The 25,841-nt window shown below is 50.9% G+C and carries 22 protein-coding genes; 12 read left to right on the top strand and 10 right to left on the bottom strand.

All coding sequences use genetic code 11. The annotated features are described in order from the left end of the window. Nucleotides 1-200 precede the first annotated feature (200 nt). The 3 genes from nadE to ABFD83_13220 form a co-directional block, all read right to left on the bottom strand. A complete protein-coding gene (gene nadE, locus ABFD83_13230) occupies nt 201-941 on the bottom strand; it encodes an NAD(+) synthase (GenBank protein MEN6358034.1) in 741 nt (246 codons plus the stop codon). Between the two features lie 118 nt (nt 942-1,059). Then, the gene (locus ABFD83_13225; protein MEN6358033.1) at nt 1,060-2,187 is read right to left on the bottom strand and encodes a glycerate kinase; all 1,128 of its coding nucleotides are present in this window, start codon (nt 2,185-2,187) and stop codon (nt 1,060-1,062) included. A 107-nt stretch (nt 2,188-2,294) separates the two neighbouring features. Then, nucleotides 2,295-3,275 (bottom strand): D-glycerate dehydrogenase, encoded by a 981-nt coding sequence (locus tag ABFD83_13220; protein ID MEN6358032.1) that lies wholly within the window; start codon nt 3,273-3,275, stop codon nt 2,295-2,297. Between the two features lie 296 nt (nt 3,276-3,571). Between ABFD83_13220 and ABFD83_13215 the strand changes: the two genes are divergently transcribed. From ABFD83_13215 to ABFD83_13205, 3 genes are read left to right on the top strand one after another with little or no spacing between them, the layout of a single operon-like run. Beyond that, nucleotides 3,572-4,054 (top strand): prepilin-type N-terminal cleavage/methylation domain-containing protein, encoded by a 483-nt coding sequence (locus tag ABFD83_13215; GenBank protein MEN6358031.1) that lies wholly within the window; start codon nt 3,572-3,574, stop codon nt 4,052-4,054. A gap of 7 nt (nt 4,055-4,061) precedes the next feature. Beyond that, complete coding sequence (locus ABFD83_13210) at nt 4,062-4,604, top strand: prepilin-type N-terminal cleavage/methylation domain-containing protein (GenBank protein MEN6358030.1); 543 nt, start codon at nt 4,062-4,064, stop codon at nt 4,602-4,604. Nucleotide 4,605: 1 nt separating this feature from the next. After that, a complete protein-coding gene (locus tag ABFD83_13205; GenBank protein MEN6358029.1) occupies nt 4,606-6,180 on the top strand; it encodes a hypothetical protein in 1,575 nt (524 codons plus the stop codon). On the opposite strand, the gene ABFD83_13200 is transcribed toward ABFD83_13205, so the two are convergent. Continuing rightward, the gene (locus tag ABFD83_13200; GenBank protein MEN6358028.1) at nt 6,181-7,128 is read right to left on the bottom strand and encodes a cation diffusion facilitator family transporter; all 948 of its coding nucleotides are present in this window, start codon (nt 7,126-7,128) and stop codon (nt 6,181-6,183) included. A 186-nt stretch (nt 7,129-7,314) separates the two neighbouring features. Between ABFD83_13200 and ABFD83_13195 the strand changes: the two genes are divergently transcribed. The 3 genes from ABFD83_13195 to ABFD83_13185 are packed head-to-tail and all read left to right on the top strand — an operon-like array spanning nt 7,315 to nt 9,726. After that, a complete protein-coding gene (locus tag ABFD83_13195) occupies nt 7,315-8,622 on the top strand; it encodes an amidohydrolase family protein (GenBank protein ID MEN6358027.1) in 1,308 nt (435 codons plus the stop codon). Between the two features lies 1 nt (nt 8,623). Next, nucleotides 8,624-9,319, top strand: coding sequence for a CPBP family intramembrane glutamic endopeptidase (locus tag ABFD83_13190; GenBank protein MEN6358026.1), 696 nt, complete (start codon nt 8,624-8,626; stop codon nt 9,317-9,319). Nucleotides 9,320-9,345: 26 nt separating this feature from the next. Beyond that, nucleotides 9,346-9,726 (top strand): STAS domain-containing protein, encoded by a 381-nt coding sequence (locus ABFD83_13185; GenBank protein ID MEN6358025.1) that lies wholly within the window; start codon nt 9,346-9,348, stop codon nt 9,724-9,726. Nucleotides 9,727-9,771: 45 nt separating this feature from the next. Here the strand turns inward: ABFD83_13185 and ABFD83_13180 are convergent, their stop codons facing one another. Next, nucleotides 9,772-10,173, bottom strand: coding sequence for a secondary thiamine-phosphate synthase enzyme YjbQ (locus tag ABFD83_13180; GenBank protein ID MEN6358024.1), 402 nt, complete (start codon nt 10,171-10,173; stop codon nt 9,772-9,774). A gap of 210 nt (nt 10,174-10,383) precedes the next feature. On the opposite strand from ABFD83_13180, the gene ABFD83_13175 reads away from it, so the two are divergent. Next, nucleotides 10,384-11,478: a DUF362 domain-containing protein gene (locus ABFD83_13175; protein MEN6358023.1), complete on the top strand. Its 1,095-nt coding sequence runs from the start codon at nt 10,384-10,386 to the stop codon at nt 11,476-11,478. A 281-nt stretch (nt 11,479-11,759) separates the two neighbouring features. Here ABFD83_13175 and ABFD83_13170 read toward each other — a convergent pair whose 3' ends face one another. Next, entirely contained in the window at nt 11,760-13,982 is a 2,223-nt protein-coding gene (locus tag ABFD83_13170) for an alginate lyase family protein (protein ID MEN6358022.1), read from the bottom strand. 287 nt (nt 13,983-14,269) lie between these two features. Here ABFD83_13170 and ABFD83_13165 point away from each other — a divergent pair, with 287 nt between their 5' ends. Continuing rightward, nucleotides 14,270-14,794, top strand: a complete 525-nt coding sequence (locus tag ABFD83_13165) for a phosphatase PAP2 family protein (GenBank protein MEN6358021.1) — start codon at nt 14,270-14,272, stop codon at nt 14,792-14,794. A gap of 12 nt (nt 14,795-14,806) precedes the next feature. On the opposite strand, the gene ABFD83_13160 is transcribed toward ABFD83_13165, so the two are convergent. From ABFD83_13160 to ABFD83_13145, 4 genes are all read right to left on the bottom strand, one after another. After that, nucleotides 14,807-15,355, bottom strand: a complete 549-nt coding sequence (locus ABFD83_13160; protein MEN6358020.1) for a GNAT family protein — start codon at nt 15,353-15,355, stop codon at nt 14,807-14,809. A 146-nt stretch (nt 15,356-15,501) separates the two neighbouring features. Further along, entirely contained in the window at nt 15,502-16,536 is a 1,035-nt protein-coding gene (locus ABFD83_13155) for an ATPase, T2SS/T4P/T4SS family (GenBank protein ID MEN6358019.1), read from the bottom strand. A 12-nt stretch (nt 16,537-16,548) separates the two neighbouring features. Next, complete coding sequence (locus tag ABFD83_13150) at nt 16,549-17,130, bottom strand: sigma-70 family RNA polymerase sigma factor (protein MEN6358018.1); 582 nt, start codon at nt 17,128-17,130, stop codon at nt 16,549-16,551. Between the two features lie 94 nt (nt 17,131-17,224). Next, a complete protein-coding gene (locus ABFD83_13145; GenBank protein MEN6358017.1) occupies nt 17,225-18,814 on the bottom strand; it encodes a peptide chain release factor 3 in 1,590 nt (529 codons plus the stop codon). 486 nt (nt 18,815-19,300) lie between these two features. On the opposite strand from ABFD83_13145, the gene ABFD83_13140 reads away from it, so the two are divergent. From ABFD83_13140 to ABFD83_13125, 4 genes are all read left to right on the top strand, one after another. Beyond that, entirely contained in the window at nt 19,301-19,561 is a 261-nt protein-coding gene (locus tag ABFD83_13140; protein ID MEN6358016.1) for an NAD(P)H-dependent oxidoreductase subunit E, read from the top strand. Beyond that, entirely contained in the window at nt 19,558-21,279 is a 1,722-nt protein-coding gene (locus ABFD83_13135) for a [Fe-Fe] hydrogenase large subunit C-terminal domain-containing protein (protein ID MEN6358015.1), read from the top strand. The genes ABFD83_13140 and ABFD83_13135 overlap by 4 nt, the downstream gene beginning before the upstream one ends. Nucleotides 21,280-21,381: 102 nt before the next feature. Then, nucleotides 21,382-22,530, top strand: a complete 1,149-nt coding sequence (locus ABFD83_13130) for a SpoIIE family protein phosphatase (protein ID MEN6358014.1) — start codon at nt 21,382-21,384, stop codon at nt 22,528-22,530. A gap of 115 nt (nt 22,531-22,645) precedes the next feature. Next, nucleotides 22,646-25,534: a hypothetical protein gene (locus ABFD83_13125; protein MEN6358013.1), complete on the top strand. Its 2,889-nt coding sequence runs from the start codon at nt 22,646-22,648 to the stop codon at nt 25,532-25,534. Nucleotides 25,535-25,841 lie beyond the last annotated feature (307 nt).

Below are 25,841 nucleotides of genomic sequence, written 5' to 3'. Positions count from 1 at the left end.
TGCTTAACGCTGAAATGGTACTACATTCATAGCGGGCAAGTCAATAAATCGTATGATCGTGGAGCGTAGATCGTTGATATTGGTTACAATGCACTCGCCTACACAAACGATAAACGATCATACTAATTGTCTTATTGCAAGCAGCAGTTGACTGATTGCATATCTCTATTATGGGACTAGCTATGCGCGTCTGAGGTTCCCTAAATCGGCACAAACCTGGGAATTGAAACACGTTTGTGCTCTGAATCCGCAATGAGCTTGCGCACGCGCTCGACCGAGTCAGGATCAAAGCCTGAAAGCTCGCCCTTATTCAACGCCGCCAGTATTGAGTCAAGATCTTCATAGGTCATACCGATCTCGTTTTCATCGGTCTGACCCTCCCAAAGGTCAGCCGTAGGAGCCTTGTCGATTATTTCCTGCGGCATATCCAACTCATTGGCAATCTGATATACCTGATGTTTATAGAAATTACCCAAAGGCAAAAGATCGCTGCCGCCGTCGCCCCATTTGGTATAGTAGCCGATCTCGATCTCAGTCCTGTTGCTGGTGCCTGCCACGAGATAACCTAAAGCCTGAGCCGCGCAATAGAGCGCGGTCATCCTAAGGCGGGGTCTGACGTTGGTAAGCTCGAAGCCCTCGATATGGGGAATCCTGGGAACAAGCACGTCATATGTGGCGGTAAGATCGGCAAAGTGGGCCTTGATGCCGAACTTGCGCGCGACCAGTTTCGCGTCTTCGGCTGATGCAGGGTTTGAGTGGCAGGGCATTATCATACCCAAGACATTATCCCCACAGGCCATCTTGGAGAGCACAGCAACGACGGACGAATCTATTCCGCCGCTCATTCCAAAAACAAGCCCCTTTGTCCCGGCTTCCCGGACCTGATTTTGCATCCAAACACTTATCTGTCCCGCCAATGGACGCGCGAGATCAATTGTCATCAATTCCTCCATCGAAAATTACTATGTATATTCTACCAGATTCGGGGGCTTGGGTTAATAGCAGATTACTGCATCCATTGAGGATCTGTGCAAGCATGCGGAAATTTACGATCATATGTCAGATATGCCAAACAAGTCTGATAATGTTTGCAGACACTGATTCTATCAGCTCGGGTGCATGCGACATAGCGTAATCCAAACTGACCGGGCCGGATACAATGCTGAATGCGATGAGGCCGGAGTCCAGCAATGCGCGGATATCTGCCGAGACGGAACCGGCTATCGCAACGACCGGCACTCCGTTTGCCGAGGCTCTCTTCAATACGCCGCCTATAGTCTTGCCATAGGCAGTCTGTTCGTCGAGCTTACCCTCGCCTGTTATAACAAGATCAGCGCCTATCAGGGCATCATCGAACCCTGCTGTATCAAGGACCATATCTATCCCTGACCGAAGTTCGGCATTTAGAAACGCCGCCAAACCTGCGCCCATTCCACCGGCAGCGCCCGCGCCGGGCATTTGCGCGACGTCTTTGTTTAAGTCTTTGTGCAAAACCTGTGCATAGTTGCACAGTGCTTCATCAAGCTTTGCGACCATTTCAGGCGTCGCGCCTTTTTGCGGGCCGTATACGGCTGATGCGCCTGTGGGTCCGCACAAGGGATTCGTAACATCGCACGCTACCTCGACTTTGATCGACTCCATAGGAAACTTAAAAGCATCCATATCGATATGAGCGAGATCTGCAAGTGCAACGCCGCCGTGAGGCAGATCATCTCCGTTTTTGTCCAGGAATCTTGCGCCCAATGCTCTCATAGCGCCTGTGCCGCCGTCGTTGGTTGCACTCCCGCCGATTCCGATCACTATCTTTTTAGCGCCAGAATCGATAGCGGCGGATATCAACTCGCCGACGCCATAGGTGCTCGTAACCAGAGGGTTTCGTTCATTATCAGACAAGAGGACCAGACCGGAAGCTGCAGCCATCTCAATCGCGGCTGTTTTGCCGCCGCCCATTACGCCATAGAATGAGTTGATCTCCCGCATCAGCGGATCATGAACCCTGACACGACGCAGTTCGCCGCCTGTGGCGCTGACCAGCGCATCGACCGTGCCCTCACCACCATCTGCGATGGGAATGCTCACCGTCTGCGTGCCGGGCGCGCCAAGCTCAATACCTCGCGCTATAGCCTCTGCAGCCTCAATGGATGACAGACTGCCTTTGAATGAGTCAGGACAAATTACAACTTTCATGTGAGTTATATGTTATAGGTTTTGGGTTATGGGTTATGAGTTATGAGTTATGAGTTTTGGGTTATGGGTTGTGGGTTTTGTATCCACAACTCATAACCCGTTAACTCTTAACGCTTCTTCACCTCAGGATTGACCGGGTTCGGAAGAGGTTTTCCTGTGATACCCGCAATCAGGTTATCGGCGGCCATCATAGCCATTTTTGTGCGTGTGGCGACCGACGCCGATGCGATATGCGGCACGACTGTTATGTTACTCAGAGTAAGCAGCGGATCATCAACTGCAACAGGCTCAGGATCGAAGACGTCAAGCCCCGCGTGTGCGATCTCGCCATCCTTGAGAGCTGTATAAAGAGCTTTCTGATCGACAACCGGACCTCTGGATGAATTTATCAGGATAGCGGTCTTCTTCATCATCTTGAACTCGCGCTCGCCGATTAGGTGATGAGTCGATTCCATGAGCGGAACGTGCATCGAGACGAAATCGCTTTCCTTGAGCAGAGTATCTAGATCGACATATTTGATGCCGAGTTCTTTCTCTCGCTGTTCGTTGCGATACTCATCAAAGTAGATCACGTTCATATCGAAACCCTTGCCGCGCTTGGCCATCTCGGCTCCGATCCTGCCCAGGCCAACAATTCCAAGGGTGGCATGGTGGATATCGCGGCCTAAAAAGAGCATCGGGCCCCAAGTCTTCCATTTGCCTGCGCGCGTATATTTGTCGGCTTCGACAATCCTGCGAGCGGACGACATCAGCAGAGTAAACGCAAGGTCGGCGGTGGTTTCGGTGAGAACCCCAGGAGTGTTGCCTATCGGAATGCCGCGCTGCGTGGCGGCGGGAATATCGATGTTGTCGTAACCGACAGCATAGTTTGATATCACTTTGACCTTGGCCGCTGTGTCCATCAGTTCAGGGTCGATCTTGTCGGTAAGCAGGCAGAGCAAGCCGTCGATGTCCTTGACTTTCTCCATAAGGACTTCGCGCGGCGGCGGCAGTTCGTCCTGCCAAACTTCCATATCGGCAACTTCGGCAATCTTATCGAGCGCCGCCTGCGGCAGCACCCTGGTCACAAATACTTTGGGTCTAGACATGCATGCACCTCACATAACTTTTCAACCAAATTATATATGTAAACGGTTACATTGTCCAGTGGTGATAAGCTATGTGATCCTGGGTGCGTGGGAGTCTACTGGCTGTACACCATTGTCATGCAGCCCAAAGTAAGAAGATTACACAATAATGTGACTTCAATATGTAATGCGATACAGTTAATGACCCGATAATCATGCAGTAGTACCAGGCGTGCAAGACAGCAAAACGTGGCATAGATGAATTATACGAGAATGAAAATCAATATTTCACACGCTTGTCATTCATGAGAACCGGTATGAAAATCAACAATAGATCCAACATATACATCAAGCGCAAGCAATCGAGGGGTTTCACTCTTGTTGAGGTAGCTGTCTCATTGCTGGCTTTCTCGGTCGTTGTAGTGATATTCGCAAGCTCTGTTCTAATGGCCGAAAAGAGCGCCCACGTCAATGGTCAATACGCGCAAGCGATCAGCCTTTGTCAGCACAAGATTGACCAGGCGAGAGCCGTCGGCTTCGGACAGCTTAATGATGAATCACTTCTAACCGGAGAAATTGTCGATTCCGTTATTGGCGACTCAGTATACTCGTTTGCTGATCAGGACAGCGTTGCGGACTACCTTCCCCGACCCGAAGCGGCAACGCTGGCAATCGAGAAACCTTATGACGGCGATACGAGCAAAGCTAGAGTAACCGTTACCATAACATGGCATCCTGCAGCCTACCAGAACAAGACTAACACTGTAACACTTGCAGCAATTATCACAAATGTGGAATGAGGGCCAAATGAATAATCGCGGCTTTACTCTTTTGGAAGTGTTAATGGTGAGCGGTATTATGGCGTTCATGCTTGTATCTGTCGGAGCTATGACAGTCGCTACAATGCGCTGCTATGATCGCGCCACGGCACGAACCTATATGGACACAGATGCATCCACCGCGATGCAGAAAATTGTATCCGACGTGCGAGAGGCAAGCGATGTCAAATTCATCGCGGACGGTAACAGACTAAGAATCATACCCCCAAAAACTGTTGAGGGTCATGATTACTATAACAGGTATAAACCGGATAATGCTAATCAATTTGATTATTACCTTTCTGACTCTACCGGCACACCCGGACACGATGGGACATGGCTTTGGAGAGGCAAAAATAATAATGATCGCCGCCCAATTATGAAAGATGTGACTTATCTGAATTTCGAGCGCAAAACAGACGATTCGATTGCAATAACAGTGCGTGTATTGCCTCAATGTAATAGCGATATGGAACCGACTGAGCTTACTGAGCGCGTTGTGTATCTAAGAAATTATGCGGGGAAATCGTGATATGACTAGAATGCAATCAAATCAATATACAGGTCATATAAATAAAGGTAGTCTTCTTCTGATCACGATAATCGCTCTCTTTATGGTAACGACTCTCGCGATAGCGGTCATCAGCATCACAAGCACAGCGCTTTATATGAACAGTCAGCAGCAGTCGCGCGCAATGGCTCTCAACATCGCCGAATCAGGCGCTGAGGACGGCGCTTTGTATCTCTACAAGTTTAACAGCGCGCCAAACATTACCGAATCCTTTGACCCCTTCAATGGGCCTGTGACGCTCAATGGCGGGCATTACTGTGTAACCATTGATCCTGATGAAGATAATGCAACAAACGATACGCTGAAAACATTTGTGATTACGTCTGTCGGGACCTATAACGGGGTCTCAAAAACGGTAGAAATAGTAATACGGCAGGCCTCGTTCGGCAGGTACGCTTATTTCACCGATAGTGAGACCTCCAGCGCAGGCGGGGGAGAAATCTGGTGGAGAACGGGTGAGTCCGTCGATGGACCTGTCCACAGCAACAACAGAAACAATTCCAAATTCAATATATACTATACCGGCTCCACCAAGCCGATATTCCTGGACATGGTGACATCCGCCGCAAGCAAAATCAACTATACCCCCGGCACACCGGGTAATGAGACGACCTATAAGAAGATATTCGCGAACGGCAGCAAAGGCCTGAGATTGGGCGTGGACCCAATAGACTTGCCGGAAACCACCGATATTCAAAAGCAGGCAGCATGGGGCGGTTCATCGGGCTACCCAACCACCAATGGAGTCTATCTCAGAGGCACAAGCGGCAGTGGACTATATATTGTCGGCGATGCTGCAATTGACTTGTCGCTTGATGGCTGCGGCAACCAGCAGATGACTATAAAGCAGGTCATCGGCGGCGGCACGCAGACGACTGTTGTTACTCTTGATAGATACAACAAAACGACGACCGCAACTGGAACAGTCGGTCCAGATAGCGCAACGAGCATGTCGTCACTTATCAATGGGGTGATCTATTGTACAGGAAATATCACGTCGCTTAAAGGCGAGGTAGCAGACAATCTATATAGTGGCGATGAGATCACCACAAGATCCGAACTGACTATAGCAACCGATGTCAGCAATGACGACAACATAGACGACATAACGATAACAGGCAACATCATATATCATACACGGCCCGATAAGACTCTAGATTCCGACGCCCCGGCCAATTTGGCCGCAGGCACACTGGGTCTGGTCGGCCGAAATATTACAATCGGTTCCTCTGCTCCGGCAAACCTGGAGATAGATGGAGTATGCCTCGCAGGAGGCAAAAATACTTCGGACGGCAGCTTCAGCGTCAAGAATTACGGTTCCAAAAAGCCTACCGGTACACTGAAAATCCTCGGAGGGATCATCCAAAAAGCAAGAGGACCGGTCGGCACTTTCAGCACTTCAACGGGAGCTATTTCCACCGGTTATTCCAAAAACTATGTATATGACCCGCGTATGGCTCAGCGGCCTCCGCCATACTACCCCACAACGGGCAAGTACGACAGAATTTCATGGCGAGTTTTGCCTGATTCACATTAGTTACCGAAGCCTCCTTCGAAGCCTCCAAGCGTGGACTCGAACCATTCGCAGAGCCGGATGCCTGATCCGGGTGTCCGGCTCGCTTGTCATATCCAGAGTGTCCGGTTCGATGTGCGTGACGACAGTCGCATCAGGCAACACCGTTTTCATCCTGTTCTCGATCTCCTGAGCTATATTGTGAGCTTCAAGCACAGGCATATCCGCAGGCACGATCAAATGATAGTCGATCTGCCTGGCAGATCCCGATTTGCGCGTTCTGAGCTTGTGAAAACCCACAACTTTTGGCGTGCTCATCACTATCTGCCCTATCTTTGTAATCTCATCCGTCGGCAGGCGTCTATCGAGCAGCAGTCCGGCTGATTCCCTTGTAAGAGTAAACGCCACCCAAAGGATAGTCGCCGCTACGCCCAGCGCGACTATAGGGTCGAATATCAATAGCCCGGTTACTTCGATCAATATCAGCCCGGCAAATACCCCAATTGATGTCCAGACATCTGTAGTAAGGTGATAAGCATCTGCTCGAATGGCGGCGGAATCGGTTTCTCGCGCGACTCTAAGCAGGTATCGCGATACGAATACATCCAGCGCCGCCGTCATCCCAATTACCATCAGCCCCAGAGGCAGTGATTGCAGCGGCTTTGGGCTTAAAATCTTATCAACAGCCTCGTAGATAATATACAGCGCCGCGCCGAATATAAGCAGAGCCTGGGCAGCAGCAGATATGTTCTCTATCTTGCCATGGCCGAACGGATGCTCCTCATCGGCAGGCGCGGCTGATGCGCGTACACTCAATAACGCTATGATTGAAGCGGTCAGGTCGTTGAGTGAGTCCGCCGCCGCTGATATGATACTGATCGAGCCTGTAATCAAGCCCACAACCAGCTTCAGCGCCAGCAGGAATGTATTCGATAATACCGATAAGGATGCGGCTCTTACTTTTCGGTCCATTGTATTTCCGATTGTTCTATCTTCGCAGGGGCGAAGCATTTGCCATTCAATAATGTAAGACATATATTGGGTTAAGATCAGGTTTACAAATGATTTCTCATGCGCAAATGCTTCGCCTAACATATGTGTAGTGTTCCCATATTCTCCGAAGGAAAAGTCCCGCAAGCCGAATAATCTAGAGTTGATATGATCTACAAGGCTGCATATATAATGACAATGGCGGGCGATCCGATAGAAAAAGGCGAGGTCCTGATCAAGGATGGCCTTATTTGCGATATTGGAATCCGCCTGTCTGAAAAATATCTCGATGAGCCGATATGCGATTTCGGCAATTGCGTGATCTTGCCGGGGTTTGTAAACGCACATTCACATGTAGACTACACCTGGAGCCGCAACCAATACGATGCGCTAAACTTATGGAATTGGTTGGACAACGTCGGCTATAAAAATGGTCGCCCGGAATACGATAAAGCTCTTGTGTCAGCAACGTTTGGAACCGCAGAATGCGCTTACTCAGGGATAACATGCCTTGGCGATTCGACACTAACGGGCGCTGCGGCAGAAGCAATGAGCTTGGTCGGACTGCGTGGAATAGCTTATTGCGAACTCTTCGGCCAGAGCATGGGTGATAACTATGCTCAAGATTATGCCGCAAAGCTGAACAATCTTTATGAACTGCAGGCTCGATCATCTGCGCTTGTAAAGGTCGGTCTGTCGCCGCACACCGTATATACTTCCAATATTGAGGTGCTTGAGCTGTGCGCCAAGTCATGCTCTGAAATTGGCATTCCGATTTCGCTTCACCTGGCTGAGACATGGGCAGAGGCTGATTATACAATGTATGGCGCCGGTCCCATAGCCGACTGGCGCGTTGGTATGGGGTATCCGCCAATGATAACCGGCCTTTCCCCTACCCTTACGCTCAAGAAAGCTGGTCTGCTGAGAAAAGGCGTGAGCCTGGCGCACTGTGTTCATGTCTCTGATGATGATATCGATATTATTGCACATTCGGGAGCGTCAGTCGCGCATTGTCCGAGGTCAAATGCATATCTCGGCTGTGGGATTGCGCCGGTAACAAAGCTTATATCGGCGGGCGCGGCGGTCGGTCTGGGCACTGACAGCGAAGGCAGTTGCATGCGCTTTGATTTCTTTGAAGAAATGCGATTTGCATTAGGTATGGCACGCGCAAGCAGGCAGGATGCGGCTGTGATGACGGCGAATGATATTCTAAGGCTGGCCACAATAGGCGGCGCGGAAACGCTGGGGCTTGAAGGACTCGTAGGAACACTTGAGATCGGCAAGCGCGCCGATATGAGTGTAATCGACCTCAGCGATACTCTGCCTGATGAGGATTTATCTCTGGCAGTGATCTCACGCAGCCCATCTGATGTAGTAATGGTTATGGTAGACGGAGCAGAGATCGTAAAAGACGGCAGGCCGGTCAATATCGATATGGACGAATACAAAGCCAAACTCGGCGTCAGGAGCAGTTGATTTGGTCAAGGGAAAGAACAGATTTATCACGGTTGTGGTTGCGATAGTGGGAGCGGTGATAGTCGCGGCGCTTCTGCGCTTCAATTTCGCCGCCACCAGCTACAATCAATATTTGGTCGGCAACCTGATCGGAATATTCTGGATCCCTATGCTCACGGTTCTGTTTTTCTTTGGTGAGGAACCGGACAAATTCGGGTTCTTACTCGGCTCTTGGCGGCGGATATGGATTGTTTTAGTAATAGCATTCGCAGCGCTCTTTTTCATGATGCTCTATGCAAGCCGAATGCAGGGTTTCCAGGACTACTATCCAATATTCAGACGATATCCTGACTTCGCCGCCGCATTTGCCGGTTATCCCCAGCAGAACCCGTTTCTGGTTGCCCCAATGATGATGATTTATGCGGAACTCAGCTACGGCATGTATCTGTTTTGCTGGGAGTTTTTCTTCAGAGGCTATCTGCTCTTCGGGCTGCAGCGGTCGATCGGGTGGTCGGCTATTCTTGTGCAGGCAATTGCGTTTGGAATTTTGCATGCAGGCAAGCCGGGCATCGAAGTCATAGCGTCGTTTGGCGCCGGAGTAATTCTAGGTATCATAGCTTTGAACGCAAAATCATTTGTGCCCGGCTTCGTATTGCACTGGCTCGCATCTATCACGTTCGATTTACTGATAGTCGCCGGGCGTCCACACAGTGGTTGACATTGCCTGGTAGGGGGTGTATACTTTTGGAACTTCAGACAGGAGGAGTGACATTGGAGGGTATCCGTCTAGAGACAAATGTTCGTGATGTTGACGGAGTGAATGTATTGGACGTAACAGGGGAAATTGATGTCTACACCGCTCCCCAGTTCAAGGAGGCGATCAACTCCGTTCTTTCCGGTGGTCAGAAGCATCTAATCATTAATTTCGCGCAAGTAACCTATATGGACAGCAGTGGCTTCGGAGCGCTGCTTTCAGCTACCAAGCAATTAAAGCCGGCCGGCGGAACCGTAAACCTGATCAAATGCTGTGGTTCCATCGACAGAATCTTGAAAATTACCCGGCTCAATACCGTGTTTGGAATATATGACAGCCTCGACGAAGCGCTTGAAGCTGTAAAGGCGTAGTAAACGTCGGGGGATGGATTCTCCCCCGACGATCACATTTATCTCTTACTTTCCGTCTCCAATCATCTTAACCCAGCACTGCCTGTTTCTGGGACCATCGAACTCTGCAAAATAGATAGCCTGCCATGTTCCGAGCTTAAGACGTCCGTCTTCAACAATCGCGATGAGCGACGGTGCGATAAGGCTCGATTTGACATGCGAGTCCGAGTTTCCCTCCACATGACGATACCCCGCTCGTTCGGGTATCACCTTCGCCAGTGTTTCCAGCACATCGGTCACGACATCAGGGTCGGCATTTTCGTTCATGGTGATCCCGGCAGTGGTATGCGGGACAAACACACACACCAGACCATCTTTGAACCCCGCTTCATCCACACATTTTTGCACCTGGGCAGTTACGTCCACAAACTGGTGCCGTTTCGTTGTCCTTACCGGAAATATCTCCATGATAATTACTCCATCAAAATAGCTGAGAGCCCGAACTTATAAGCGCTCAGTATAATTAGGACTTCGACACTCGCTGATATCTTCCTGCCCGAATTTCCGCGCTCACGAAGGTTACTCACAGAGATCGGCGGAAGTTATTTCATGGTTTTCAAATAATGAAAGCACGGAATATAGAGAAACACCGATATTGTTTTGAGAGGTCTATGATACGTGAGTAAGGTTCATTTCGCTTCAGCAAAACTCAAGCAACTGCGCGCGGACGCCAGCCTGCCCGCCAAATTCAAGAGACTGCTCGAGGGATATCCGCTCAAGGATATGTTCGGAGGAAAGACAGTCGCCATCAAGATGCATCTTGGAGGTCACTATGGCTACACTACTATCCCGCCGTTATTTGTGAGAATGCTGGTCCGGGAGATAAAAGATGCCGGAGGAAACCCGTTCATCACGGACGGCACACCGGCAATACCGGAAGCAATCGCAAGGGGCTACACTCAGGAAGTCCTCGGCGCGCCGATTGTGCCTGCCGCAGGCTTCAATGAGAAATATTTCGTCACTGTACCGATAGATTACCTCAGCTTCAAAGAAGCCCAGATGTGTGGTGAAATATACAATGCCGATGCCATGATCGTCTACAGCCACGGTAAGGGCCACGGCATGTGCGGATGGGGCGGCGCCATCAAAAACATCGCCATGGGCAACTTCACCTGCAAGACACGAGGGTCTATACACGCTCTCGGAGATACTGATTTCGAGTGGAACTCAGAGCTGTGCACTCACTGTCACCTCTGCCGCGACAACTGCCCGACCGGCGCGCTCACATTCAATGAAGACGGCATTTTGAATATCTTTTCACACCACTGCCGGTATTGCATGCACTGCGTGCTCGCGTGCCCCGTGGGCGCAATCAAGATGCATCAGGAAGCAATCCGTAACTTCCAGACCGGCATGGCCCGTGCAACCAAGGCCTGCCTTGATACATTCGATCAAGACCGTGTGCTCTATATTAACCATGTGCTCAACGTCACGCCTTTTTGCGATTGCTGGGGATTTTCGTCGCCCGCCATTGTCCCGGACGTGGGGGTCTTCGCGGGAACCGACATCGTCTCGGTCGAGCAAGCATCGATAGACTCAATCAAAACTGAAAACTTCATAGAGGGCTCACTGCCCCACCCGCTTATTGTCCGCGACGACATCGACGGTCACTTGCTCCATAAAATCCACAGCAAGGACCCATATTTGCAATGCGTGGAATCGGCTAAGATCGGTTTGGGAAGTCAGGATTACGCGTTGGTAGAAGTAGAATAGACCAGAGCGCAGCTTAGATGGACCGGGACATTGACCTCCCGGTCCATCTGGAATAGCTTTAATTGGGCTATCCAAAGCCAGCCAAGCCCCAATTGCGAAAGCACTAGCATGGTTTTGGTTAGTAGTTTTGTACTCTGGGTCTCAGGTGGTTTGACATATGCGATCTGTCGACCTCCTATAACAACAAACAAACTCACTTTTTGATTATTCTGGAACTTGTCCCCAAAACGAAAAAGCCTAATACAAAAAACGAATCGAAGAACCAGAGTATGGGATATTTGCTATTTCACTGCGAACAATGACCTGCCCCGCCACATAGAGCCGTCCGGCAGCAGCACTGCAACTTCGCGTTTTTCGGGGTTGGAAAGCAGACACCACTTTTTGCCGGTCGCATCAGTTACCATGACGGCTACCGCTGGTGAGGCTATATCGGTTCCACCTTCGTCATTCACGCTCAGTCGCTCGATACGAACCGCAGATCCATCCAGTGAAATATACCATGCCAGCGACATATCCTTCGCATGCTTGCGGAAGATCACGGCGAGCACGCGGTCCGCAATATTCGCACCGACTCCGGTGGCCGTGATGACCTCCGCATCATTTTCGGCTTCCGCGCCAAGCATGACCTTATTGCCCGGCGCGACGTCGACGCCTAGATTGATTCCTTTACCCAGACCGCATATTATTGCATCTTTCAAATAGCTGTAACCCAGCTTGTCGGGTGGGTTCCAGGCTGTGCCTTGATGGATGTTGGTCCACTTGCCGCACTGGTGATAGGCTATGTCATAAATGTGGTCCTTGTCCGAGCGTATCTGGTCGATAAAGATGATCAGGTTTTCATCCAGCATCACCGCCGCGCGCGTGAAGTGGACGCCATCTTGGATCGGCCCGGCATCGCACAAAGCAAAGTCCACGCCTTTCTCGGTTCCGAATGAGATCACGCGTCCTTCCACAGGCTTCTGAGATTCTTCATCCACGGTGAGCGTATTATGCGAAAGAGTTGTCTTATACCATGCGGAGTGGATCGGCAGACCATAACGAGATGTGCCCGAATCGATACCGAGCACGTGTCCTTTTGCATAAAGGACAAAGCTCAGCTTGTCAGGGTGACCATGACTAGTGCCGTACGGCCCATATTTCATACAAAGCCACGTCGCCATCTCGCGCTTACCTTTGGTGAGCACTGCATAGCCACTGTGAGGATAATCAGTGCTTTTCCAGTTCATTGGCGACACTGCAGGCAGCTTTGGTTCACCGTAGAACAGTGCAAAGTTGTTGTGCCTGTCGGATTTATCAAGCAGGCCGAGATAAACAGGATTCTTGTAGCGAGCGTAAGCCAGTTCGTATAGGTCCTCTTCGGATTCGAGATTGACCTCGCCACTGTCATTGAAAGCAGGCAGATACATGTTCGGCATTGCCATTGCCAAAGGTGCATCGAACATCGACTTGAACTCCCGACAATAGAGGTCGATTCCGCAATTGCGCGCAGCTTCGGTAAGGCTCCAGATAGCCGATACGGTATAGAAATGATAACTCCACGCACCCTCCCACCACTGGCCGTCAGCCGTAACGCCCTTGGTTATCTGCGCCCGGAAGCCCGTATCGGGATTATCGATTGCGTAACTTATGAGGTCTTTATCGCCTAAGAGAAAACCGACAAGCCCTATCGCACTGTTTCGCCAACACTGGATGTTGTGAATACCGAGCGGATTGGGCATCAACACATCTTTTACGGCAGGCATGAGCATATTATTCGATATCGTGTCTCGGTCGGCCTGAGTAAGAGTATCCCACACGAGGTCTGCACCTTGGCAGACCGGAATCAGCCAGACAGCCTCGTCCAGATTTTGAGGACCAACTCTACCACCGCCAAGTGCCGGTTTGTCGTCTTTGCCCAGATTCTGCGGACCGATTCTCCCGTAAATGTCGTGGAGCGGGTAAGCAAGGTATTTCTTTGAATAGGCAAGTAAAATGTCGCGTGCCTTTGAAGAATAACGGGTATCGTCAGTAATCTGATATGCAATGCCGAGATCGAGTATAGCCAGTGCCCATTTGGTGTGAATATCAGCAAGAACGCAGCTGTCGTAGTCCTTACTCGGTGTGCTCGGATCACCCAAAAGCGTCTCGCCGCCGACCGGGCATTTATGTTCCCAGCGCCACGAACCGATCTGTTTGCCTTTACTAAGCGGGCAATCATGCACCGGACACGCATACCAGTGGGGCCAGTTGCCTCCGCGAGGCGGCAGGATTATCTCCTCGTTCAGGGCTTCATCAGCTTTTTCCTTGACTGATCTCCACTGTTCGCGAGCCCAATCGCAGTGCTCGATACGGCTCTTCATCTCTGTAATGTTCTGAGCCGTCATTAGCAGGCGCGGATGAGCGGCCAGATTAGGCACACACATATTGGAAGACGTCCTTTCTGTTGTATCCGCAAACAAGCCCGTAGCGCAGATCACAGCCAGGATAATGCAAAATGTTATGCGGCGCAAGAAAGAGTTCGACATATCATTTCTCCCCTTGTATTGTGTACCAAGCGCGACAGGCTTCAGTCATCATCGGAATAACACCGTCGGCCTGCCTTCAGGATCCTCGAACGAGTCGTGTGCCGATTGAAAGTAATGTATTCGGTGCCTGACAGCCTTTTTCCTTTGTAATGACACTATTCAGATATCACAGCATTCATCTCATCTCATCGTCCGGGAACACGGAATGCTGCCCTGGCAGTATAAACTCATGGATGAAACACTGAATCGATTCGCAAAGCCCAGACTTTGGAGAACTGCAACTTAATATGAAAAGGAATTCAACTTGTTCATTTGTGCCGCTAATGATCTTTTTGCTGATGGTCTGCTCCGCACATGCTTGGAGTTCCGAGGTAATCAGAGAACCTCTTGCACGCTCAATATCTGGTACGGTAACACCATTTCTCGCTGCAGGTGGGCTATCCTTGCTGTCCGATAAGCACGAGTTTACACAGTGTGCAAAAGCGGTCGCAGCTACCTGCATTGCCACGGAAGCATTGAAGTATGCTGTCGGAGAAAAACGCCCGAACAGCGATTCCGGGACCAGCTTCCCGAGCGGTCATACGGCTGCCGCATTCGCAATGGCCACCGTTCTTGCTGATTACAGACCTGAGTATAAATGGCCCGCCTATATAACCGCGTCCACAATCGGATACTCACGGGTAGAAGCCGGATCGCATTATTGGCGCGATGTAATCGGCGGCGCTGCTCTTGGATATTTCATAGGCAAGCGCTTCACCGGCGACCATGTGATGGTTTCACCTCAAGGTATAGGGTATCAATGGAAATGGTAAACGTGGCTGGCATCAAGAGGCAGTGTGCCGATACTCGTCTTCCAGAATACTCATCATCACAAAATCGTGATATTCGTAATTATAATAATAGCCGTCTCTCTGGATGCCCTCGCGTTTGAAGCCGTTTTTCTCATAGAATCTGACCGCATCCTCATTGAAACCGGCCACTCCAACAGCTACTCTATGAAAACCCAGATAGCCGAATGCATAGTCCAGCAGCAGCCGGATCGCTTCAGACCCATAGCCCTTGCCATGCGCGTCGCGTTCGCCTATGATCATGGTCAGGTCTGTGGTCTTCCAGGCGACAAACATTCGCAGCAGCCCGCACTCACCGATCACTTCGTCATTTTCTTTCACAGCAATCGCAAACCATATACGCTGCTCGTCCTTGCAGATATCGTCGAACCACTGCTCGGTCTTCACAGCATTATAAGGCTCAGTCACACAGATAGACCCTCTGAGTTCGGGATCGTTATACCACTTGCGGATATAGTCGAGGTCACTTTTCTCGAACGGCCTTAGATATATTTTTTCACCTATCAAAAAAGCGTTGGGGATCATGGGTCAGGTCCTCCAGGAAGAGCAGCAATGTTCGGATGCGTCACGTTGTATGCGCTAGCTGTAAGTAGATAATTATGCGCACGGCAGTCATTTTCCTGCGCTTTGCTCTTGCATGCTTTCGCAAGAGCAAAGCGCAGTATACTCAGCTAAATATCCGCCAAATAGGCTTTAGCTGTCTCCTCGCTGATAATCCCCTCCCTGGCCATACGATTGATCTCGTCGGGCATGCGGATGCAATTTTCGGGTAGTGGAGTTTTCCTAGAAAAGACATCCTCACCTTCAGCAATTGCTGTCCTCATCTCTTCATCAGGAACCAATACCCCGAATACCGCGACTCGCCCTCCACCTATCTTAGGTATGAGGCGCTGGCATGACACACACCGGAGCACACCAGCAAGCGCTTTCCGATAGAACGGGCGTATTTGTTCTGAGAAGACATCCCCTATTCGTTGGATTGCTTCCTCGGGTGAGTCTGCATGCATTACCATGATGACCAGATGCCCTGTCTCAGCAGCGGTTATGACTGCCTGCAGGTCCTCCAGCGTTTTCACCTCGCTCATGAATATGACATCCGGGTCCATATGAATCAATTGCCTGAGTCCCGAGATAGTATCAGGGATATCCACACCCACCTCTCTTTGCTGCACCAGTGATTTCTTCGGTATGAGCCGATACATAATCGGGTCTTCCAGAGTATGGATGTTAGCGCTGCTGTTCGAGTTGATGTGGTCGAGGAGGCTGTACGCTGCAGTTGACTTGCCGGAACCTATGCGACCGGAAAATACTATAAGCCCCATGGGAGCTTTTCCTGCCTCAATCAGCCCCTTAGGCAGACCCAGCATATCGACAGATGGAACGCTTGTAGGAATCAAGCGAACTGAAATACTGATATCACCTGAAACACGAGCTACACAAAACCTCGCCGCAACTTCTCCAAAGGTTATAGACCTTTCTACCGCTCCGCCTTCGCGTTCTATCTGCTCGATCTTGTCACTCGACATAACAGCAGATGCTATTGCCCTGGTCTCATTAGCGGTAAGTGGTGTAATGTCTGTACGCTCCAGCACGCCATCAATACGGAGTGTCGGCGGCTCACCAACGAGCAGGTGCAGGTCACTTGCCCCGCGCGAATAAGCCATCATAACCAACTTCTCAAGCTCAACAGACGATTGTTCTGACATTTCAGTCTCCTTTCACAGGGGGAATCCTGGGTCCTTGTGCTCTTCGCGATCCGGCTCTTCACCTTGGACATAGCCAAGCAGCAAATCTCTAAGCCGAGCCCTGGCATCGAAGAGCCGGCGTCTCACAGTGCCTTCCGGCACTGCAAGCAGGTCCGATATGCTCGCACAGCTCATCTCTTCAAGATAGAACATTTCCGCTGCATCACGTCCTATGCTTGGAAGCGACCTTAAAGCATCACGGACCACGACGCGGAGTTCTTTAGATTGAAGTTGGTCCTGCGCCGAACAGTCATATGAAGCGAGTAGATCACCCTGTTCAATCGGCAGTTCTTTGCGTATACGAAGAATACGACTGGCCTGCGTGCGGATGATCTGCCGGAACCAGCCCGGAAATGCATTTGGCTCACGAAGATCGCATAGGTGTGTGATTGCGGTTATGAATGCTTCCTGCACGGCGTCTTCCGCGAGGTCATGATCGTCCAGGATTGCAGATGCGAAATCCAGCGCCCATGGCCGGAAGCGGCGGACAAGCTCCGCAACAGCATCGTTATTGCCCGTCTCGCACAATTTGAGCAGATCACGCAGCAGAAGCATTGCCGTTCGACTCCCTCTATATGTTCTATATATAAGAGCCGCTTTGAGGCTAGCGGGTTCGGTGGAGGTGGAAATATATTATTGATGCGTCACTTTAAGAAGCAACGCTGTCAAACTTGAGATTCGGGTTCTTTTCGATAACGCGAGACAGGCTCCAGTCGTCATCGAACAACACAGCAGGTCTGCCCTCAGGGTCTTCGACAAGCCGCGTGCCTATCGAGAGTGAAATATTGGCAATATCTTCATCGCTGCCGGTAATCCAGCGCGCATACTTCATATGCATCGGCTCAAATATAGTGTCCACATTATATTCGCTCTTGAGCCTGAACGTAATCACATCGAACTGAAGCCGACCTACCACTGCTATAATCGGCTCATGAGCGGAACCTGCGCCCGCCGCATAAAATAGTTGCAGCGCGCCCTCAGCTTTGAGCTGATCCAGGCCGTTTCGAAACTTCTTGTAGTTAGACGGATCAGGACATCGAAGCACGCCGAAATGCTCGGGCGCAAACCTTGGAATACCGCCGTATGCAACCGGCCCGTCTGCGCTCACACTGTCCCCTATCGCAAATGCGCCGGGGTTCACCAGGCCGAGTATATCACCGGGATACGCTTCTTCAACAGTATCCCTGTCCCTTGCAAAGAGCTTATGCGGACGGGAGAGGCGCATTTTTGTCCCGAGCCGCGAATGGTGGACCTGCATATCCTTCTCGAACTTGCCCGAACACACCCTCAAAAACGCGACACTGTCCCTGTGTTTGGGGTCCATGTTCGCCTGAATCTTAAAGACAAAGCCTGTAAAGTGCGGGTAATCGGGTTCGATCCTGCCCTGCGTGGTCTCTCTGGCACCAGGCTCAAGCCCCAACTTGAGAAACGAGTCTAAAAACAGCCTGACGCCGAAATTGTTTACTGCGCTGCCGAAGTATACCGGAGTAAGCTTTCCTGTGCGCAGCAGTTCGGGGTCAAACTTGTCGCCGGCCATATCCAACAGTTCCATCTCTTCCAGAAACCTGGCGTGAGTCTCTTTGTCCACCAGTTTCGCGCACTCCGGGCTGTCTGGGTCCGTAACGATCACGGGTGCGCGCTTTGCGCCGTGTTCTGTCCGCTCAAAGAGATGCATCTTGCGACCGTGACGATCATATACTCCACGGAAATTCGCGCCATTACCCAGAGGCCAGTTCATGGCATGAGTCGCGATACCGAATACTTTTTCTAGTTCATCGAGCAGATCAAGCGGGTCGCGAGCCGGGCGGTCCATCTTGTTGATTAGGGTAAAAATCGGGATTCCGCGCATCCGGCAGACCTCAAAGAGCTTGCGTGTCTGCGGCTCGATTCCCTTGGCGGCATCTATAAGCATCACAGCATTGTCCGCAGCGGTCAGCGTGCGATATGTGTCCTCACTGAAGTCCTCATGACCGGGAGTGTCCAGCAGATTCAGCACATACCCTTCATAGTCGAACTGCAGCACGGTGGATGTGACCGATATCCCCCTCTGCCGCTCGAGCTCCATCCAGTCGGACGTGGCGTGCCGCTGGTCCTTTTTCGCACGGACCGAGCCTGCAAGGTCTATTGCGCCAGAATAGAGCAGCAGTTTTTCTGTAAGGGTGGTCTTTCCCGCATCAGGGTGAGATATGATAGCGAAGGTCCGCCGTCTGCGGATCTCATCGCGGATATTATCAGCCAATACAAACTCCAGGACATAAAAATCGCCTCTCCTGCCGCCGAGACGGGAAAGGCTTATATTATTATATCATATGTGTAATATGGATTGAGCTACAGATCTAGTCCTCGCAGGGGGACTTTGTGTAGTTGTTGCCGCGGTTTTAACCGCCAGGCGACTAAAGTCACTGCTACAAAAACACGAAGTCGGCCTTCGCCGACTGAAATCTCAGTGTCCGAAGGGACACTTCGTATTTTTCTTAGTCGCGGTTTTAACCGCAGAGGCAAAAACAAGGTGAATGACATTTTGATGCGTTCGCCCTGGCCAAAGTGCGTTTAAGATTGATGACCTCAGGTTTGCGTCAACGGCACGGAGTTGGCTGATTGTTTTTAACATTTGCAAGCTAATCTTTTGAACATAATCTCTTGACAAAGCAATATTCTGCGTGGAGAATGTATTAGTAGGTCACAGCGGTGTAACAATGGCTGGCCCCGAGTCAGGAGTTCCCCTATGTCCGATAAGCTTGAAATCAAAGTATGTGTGGGCAGTTCGTGCCACGTCAAAGGCGGCAGCAAGACCCTGAGAACACTTGAGATGCTGATTGAGCGAGAACACCTCGACGGCAGAGTGGAACTCAAGGCCGACTTATGCCTCGGAAACTGTCTGGACGCGCCCAATGTCGTCATCGACGGCAAGGTTCACGGCGGAGTGACGCCGGAGAGGACCGAGGAATTCTTCAACAATGAGATTCTGCCGCGGGTGCAATCGTGAAAAACTCCATTATCTCTACAGATAAAGCTAAGTGCAGGGACTGCTACAGGTGCGTTAGAGTCTGTCCGGTAAAGGCTATCAGGTTCGCTGACGGTCAGGCGCGTGTCGACGCAGACAGGTGCATACTCTGCGGCACATGCGTCCGCGAATGTCCTCAGCAGGCCAAACACGTGCGCGATGACGTGCAGAAAGTAATGCAGATTCTCTCCTTATCGGGTAACAAAATCGCCTCCGTGGCGCCATCATTTCCCGCTGCATTCGGCGATTACGGCAACGGTCTGCTTCCTGCTGCATTAAAGAAACTCGGGTTCGATATGGTGACCGAGACATCCGTCGGCGCTGAACTGGTCGCGCACGCCACCGCCGGGCTTATGGACAAGAATAACAATACACTGGTAACCTCCGCATGTCCTGTGGTGGTGAACTACGTTGAGAAATACCACCCCGAGGTCTGTGAAAATATAACGCCTCTTATCTCTCCTATGATCGCGCATGCAAGATATCTGAAGAAGAAATATGGCGAGGATTCAAAAGTCGTCTTCATAGGACCATGTTCGGCAAAGAAGGGTGAAGCTGATGAAGATATGGAGCGCAGCGTAGATGCGGTGCTCACATTTGAAGAACTCCACCAGGCACTGGCCGACGCAGGGATCAAAAAGAGCGCGCTGCAGCCTACAGCCTTTGACGATGTTCGTCCAAAAGATGCTCAGCTTTTCCCATTGGAGGGCGGGCTGGCTAAAACGGCTTCGATTGCGTCGGGCCTGCTGCGCGAGGATTTCATAACTCTATCCGGCAGCAGGCATGTAGGTGAGATGATAGACCACCTATCCGACAATACTCCTATCAGGTTATTTGAGGCACTTTTCTGCGCAGGAGGATGCATAAACGGCGCATGTATGGGCCCCACCAAAGACATATTTGCCCGCCGGAACAAGGTACTTCAATATCACAAGAGAAAGACGTATGAGGCTGAAAAAGAATTTGATATAGCCGGTGCACCAAAGATAGACCTGGCGCGTGAGATCAGCCCACAGATACTAACGCAGCCTCAGTTCAGCGAGACGGCGGTCAAGGCGGTTTTGGCCGAAACAGGCAAATATGCACTCGAAGACGAGCTGAACTGCGGCGCATGCGGATATTCGTCGTGCAGGGAGAATGCGCTCGCGGTGCTCTCGGGCATGGCGGAAAGAAGCATGTGCCTGCCGTGGATGCGCCAGCTTGCCGAGCGCAAGACCGATCAGATCATAGATAACAGCCCCAACGGCATTGTCATGGTAGATGCCCAGTTCAACATAGTCTCGTTCAACCCGGCGTTCGCCTGCATGTTCAGCGCGACAGACAAGCTCGTCGGCAGACCCATTAGCACGCTTATGGACCCCGAAGACTTTGAAAAAGTGGCGGCTGAGGTTATCCCGAGGATCAGCGGCAAACCGGTCTCTTTTCAGCAGTATAACCTGATCACAAGTGAGAGCATATATAGGCTCGACGGCGAGGACGTTATGATCGGGATCTTCGCAAACCTCACAAAGACAAGGGAAGAAGAGGAACGGATAGCGCGCATTCGCTCTGAGACGCTTTCCAACGCGGAAAGCGTGATTGAAAAGCAAATGCGGATGGCCCAGGAGATCGCAAGTATCCTCGGCGAGACTACAAGTGAGACTCGCGTGCTGCTGCGCAAGCTTACGCAGTTGGCGCAGGATGTGGAAGAGAGTAAATAGAGTTTGAAAGTCAAAAAGTTAGAAAGTCAAAAAGACCCGTCTTAAAATCGCATTACCCAACTTTTTGACTTTTCGGCCTTTTGACTTTTTGACTGTACAGATATGAAGCAATATACGGTAGATGTAATCGGAAAGAGTTTTTCTAAGAAGGGCGAGGACACCTGCGGCGACTCGTTCAAGGTCTTTCGTGCGCCTGATTCAATGGTAATCGTGCTCTCGGACGGCCTGGGCAGCGGTGTTAAGGCAAATGTGCTCTCGACGCTCACGGTCGAAATTGTCGGTGGTCTTGCGAGCGGCAACCTGAGTACGCATGAAATGGTCGAGACATTGGTCGCGACCCTGCCTGTTTGCAAATGGCGCGGCATTGCTTACTCTACTTTTTCGATTCTGCGAATATATGACACAGGTCAGGCGACTCTGGTCGAGTATGACTCTCCGATCTCATTAAGACTCAGAGGCGGTGTCAAGGTCAGTCCGGCCATAGGCTCTGAAGTTGAAGTCCTCGACAAAACGATCCGCGAGACTCACTTCAGGCTCAAACCGAATGATGTTATCCTGCAGATGTCGGACGGAATCATCCATGCCGGGGTCGGCACGACGATGCGCATGGGCTGGCAGGAGGAAGGCGTTCAGAGCTATCTGAGCCATGTCGCACACCTGGCTGAAGGCGACCCTGAGAGGTTGGCGGATATAGTCCTCAAGCAGGCGAATGAACTGTGGGAATCGTCACCGGGCGATGACGGAACGGTCGTTGCGACACGCTACAGAAAGGCGCGGAACGCTGTAGTTATAACCGGTCCGGCGGGCGATCCGAAGGACATGCCTCGCATGCTCAACGATTTTCTGTCCGCTCCCGGGATAAAGATCGTCGCGGGAGGCACGACATCGCATCTTGTGGCCGAAAAGATGGGCAAAGAAGTTGAGATCGAGCTGAAATACCTGGACACAGGTCTCCCGCCGACTGCCAAGATCGAAGGAATAGATATTGTTACAGAAGGCATGCTCACACTCAATCGCGTTGTCGATTACATGAAGCGCGGCGTGCCCGATGGCGAGGAAAACGCCGCCACAAAGCTATATGATATTTTGAAATCATGCGACGGCATCACGTTTATGGTCGGTACTGCTCGCAATGCAGCTCACCAGAATGCAAGCTTCCCCCCTGAAATGCTCCTACGGCGCTCTGTCGTCGAGACTCTTGCTGCATTATTGAGAGATGAGGACAAGACAGTCGAAGTAAATTATTACTAATATCGTGACTGGGCGCGATATCTGACTGCGACCGCTCATTCCGGGCTTTCCACTTTCAGCTTTCAGCCTCTATAGAGTATACTGTTATTATTCACAATCCCCTGTAGAGGTAAGCATGTTTGTAGAGTTCAAAAATGAAGCAGAGCGCTTGTTCGGTATGGAAATAGCTGATCGAGTCAACAAGATCGGCGGCTACGGCAAAGACGGAGAAGTGATATATGATGCCCCGCCTGTTGCCTGCCCATCAGTGCTGGTAGACCAGAAGCAAAATGCTACTGCCACGTTTATGTCCAACGGATCGTTAGGGTTTTTAGTCAAGATCGAGGAAGGACTTGAAGTCAATATCCTGGAATCTCACTTTGACACCACAGCAAAACGCGAGACAGGCACACCATCATCCAATGTCTGGCTTCGACTCGAAATCGACGGCCAACCCTGCATTGCATCTATCATCAACCCGTTAAATAATCGCTCGTTGGAACCGACAGCCCACAGACTGGTAAAGATGGGTGAACCGGACCGGGCGTATTGGTATTTCGCCGAGTTCTTAAAGCCCAATGGAGTAAAAATACGTACCGCGGTGCGGCTGTCGCTGGTATATCTGGATCAGGGGCCTGCAATCTTTCGCCAGATGATGGTCAAAAATGCGGGTGCAGAATCCGTTCAAGGATCATTGTGGACACATTTTAATCTGCACGGCACCCAGCGATTTGTCTACAACAAAGACCTCTGGTATGACTCCGGTTTACCTTTATCTGATACTGAAACAGTGGCCTCGGCAGTTGTGCCATATAGCGATATATTGCAAATCAAGCGGCAGTCGTCCCGCTTTGAAGGGTTCAAGCCATTAGCTCAGACATGCGACTATATGAGTTTTGTCGGCAGCTCTTCAGCGAGTATAATTACGCCGCAGGCGGTGCTGCGTGGTGAACTTCTGTCTGAAGGCGCGGGCGATAGAATGAACCGGTTTTCATCACCTACTATTGCTGCAAACGGCTACTCATTCGACCTTAAGGCTGGAGAATCCGCTGCATTGTTCCAGAGCCTGCTCTATGTTACAGACCCCGATATCATCGAAGCATTCAGAAAATGCTCCTTAGCAGACGCGCCTACCTATAGCGCAATATCCAACGCATTCAAGACTGCAGCAGAAATGCTTGTGAGTTCGGCGCCGGATGCAGTATTGGATGCTGCCCGCAGCCGTCGAGGGACAAAGGATGGTGAGGCGCATCCTGATTTTGATATTCGGATACCTAGTGACCCGGTTGTAGCCCAGTATGCCAACTCGGTATGGACAGGCGTCAGTGAGATATACGAAAATTGCCGCGCTCACGGCGCAATGCTTGCTGACGGAATAGAACTCGGCACGCGTGACCGCGGGCAGGATATGTGGCCAAAAATGAAAGAAGACCCGGGACGCGTCCGAGCCGATCTGATTCATGCTATGAGTTTTATGTACCAGACTGTAGACTATACTCCTGACCCATCGGCAAGCCGCCTGACTCTACGTGAAAAGCTACATGGCATGTTTCCCCGCCAGTATCCCAGCGCATGGCGAAACCGTGATCAGGAAGTCTTTAACGACAACCGGCCGTATACGGACAGCCCTCTGTGGCTGATCAACTCACTTTGCATGCTGATCAGAGAAACGGGTGACATCTCGCTGCTGCTTGAAAATGTTGAAACAATACGGCTCACTGACCCGGACAACCCGGAAAAATCGGGTATAGTCGGCTGCGATAAGACACATAGTATTCTCGAAGTTGCGATGGAAGTATTCGCCTCATTCGAGCGGCATGTGCTGGACTCGCCGTACAAGATGGCTCAGATCCTTTATGGTGAGTGGTGCGACCCGGTGGATATGTTCGGCACCTCGGTAGTCGGTGACAGCTCTACTCGCGGGATGGGACGCGGATCACATACACGTCTCTCGGCGCATGTCGTGCTGACTCTGGCCGAGTTCATCGACATTTTGAGGACTAAGCATGTGTCGGATTATCTGGCCGGTGAAGGCATCCATCCCGATGTTCAGAGGCTTGAATCCTTCGCGGACAAACTGCGTCAGGCCGTGATAAAAACAGCCTGGGAAGACGGAGACAAGCCTGGATTCGTCAATGTAATTCATGAGCTGAAAAAAGACGGCAGCGTGCCTGCTTATGATAAAGGCGAGACCGGATATACGCTGGGTTCTATGTCCGGCAGCGACTTTGACGGAGCCAAGCGCCGTGACCTTACCAGCCAGGCTTATGGACTTGAAATGCTTAACCTCAAACGACCGTATCTGACGCCTGTTCCCGATGCCGAGCGCAAAATACAATCTCTGCTAAACACGATAGATACTCTCTTCTATCATGAAAAGCTGGGGCTGGCTCTGTTCACTGTCCCGATAGGCAACAACCGGGAGGCAGTTCGGCTGGTGGGCAGGATGGGAGTGGTGCCGTCGGGCGCTGCTGAAAACGGTGAATATCATCACGCTCAGGTTATGATGCACCGGTTCCGGCTAAATGTGGCCGGCCAGGCGGATACGGTATGGAGAGAGTTCAAGCCTATGATGTCCGCACTCCGGGATGAGTCTATCGGTGGGCCGTTTGAGACACCATGCACGTCATATGTATCCGATGTGGACGATCCTCATTTCGGGCAGGCTATGTACTTCGGGCTGTCCGGCTCGACTGACTGGATCATCGAGGTCTTCCAGAGTATAGCCGGTCTCAGGTTAAATCTTCACGATCCGTCAGTGCCGGACCTCACTGTATCGCCGAACCTGCCTGCAATGCTCAAGGACAATATCACATTCCGACGCAGGCTCTTTATTCGCACAGACAACGGCGAATATACAGTTATGCCGTTCACCCTTCGAGTTCGGCGTGAAGGCGATGGTGACAGGCTTGCATCTAGTAGGATTCTAATAAACGGACAGGAAGTCGATGAAGCTGCCGTGCGAGACCTTATTTCATACTCGGGCAAAGGGATTGAGATGGAAATTGTGCGGACATATTGTTGAGAATTAATAGGAGCTGAAAGGCTCCTCTTTTTTTGTGTTTTGTCAAAACGAACTGAGCGTGAAATTTAGATTATTGAGCGTGAGGAGTTCGTTTTGGCTGTTTTTTATATATGCAATTTCTTCCCTTTGCAGTGATGCTTCGAGAGCGTATGAGGCTGTCTCAAAAATCGAAAGTCGAGCAGAGTCAGTAACCTCCGGCAAAGCCGGAGGCTTGGAATATAGGAACCGCTCAAAGCGGTTATCTGTTCGTCATTTATGAGCCGCCCAAGGCGGCATCAACATAGCTTGAGTTGATCGATTCTCTTGT

It is taken from the genome of Armatimonadota bacterium (assembly GCA_039679645.1).
Taxonomy (GTDB): Bacteria; Armatimonadota; UBA5829; order UBA5829; family UBA5829; genus UBA5829.
This window is presented reverse-complemented; position numbering and strand designations above follow the sequence as displayed.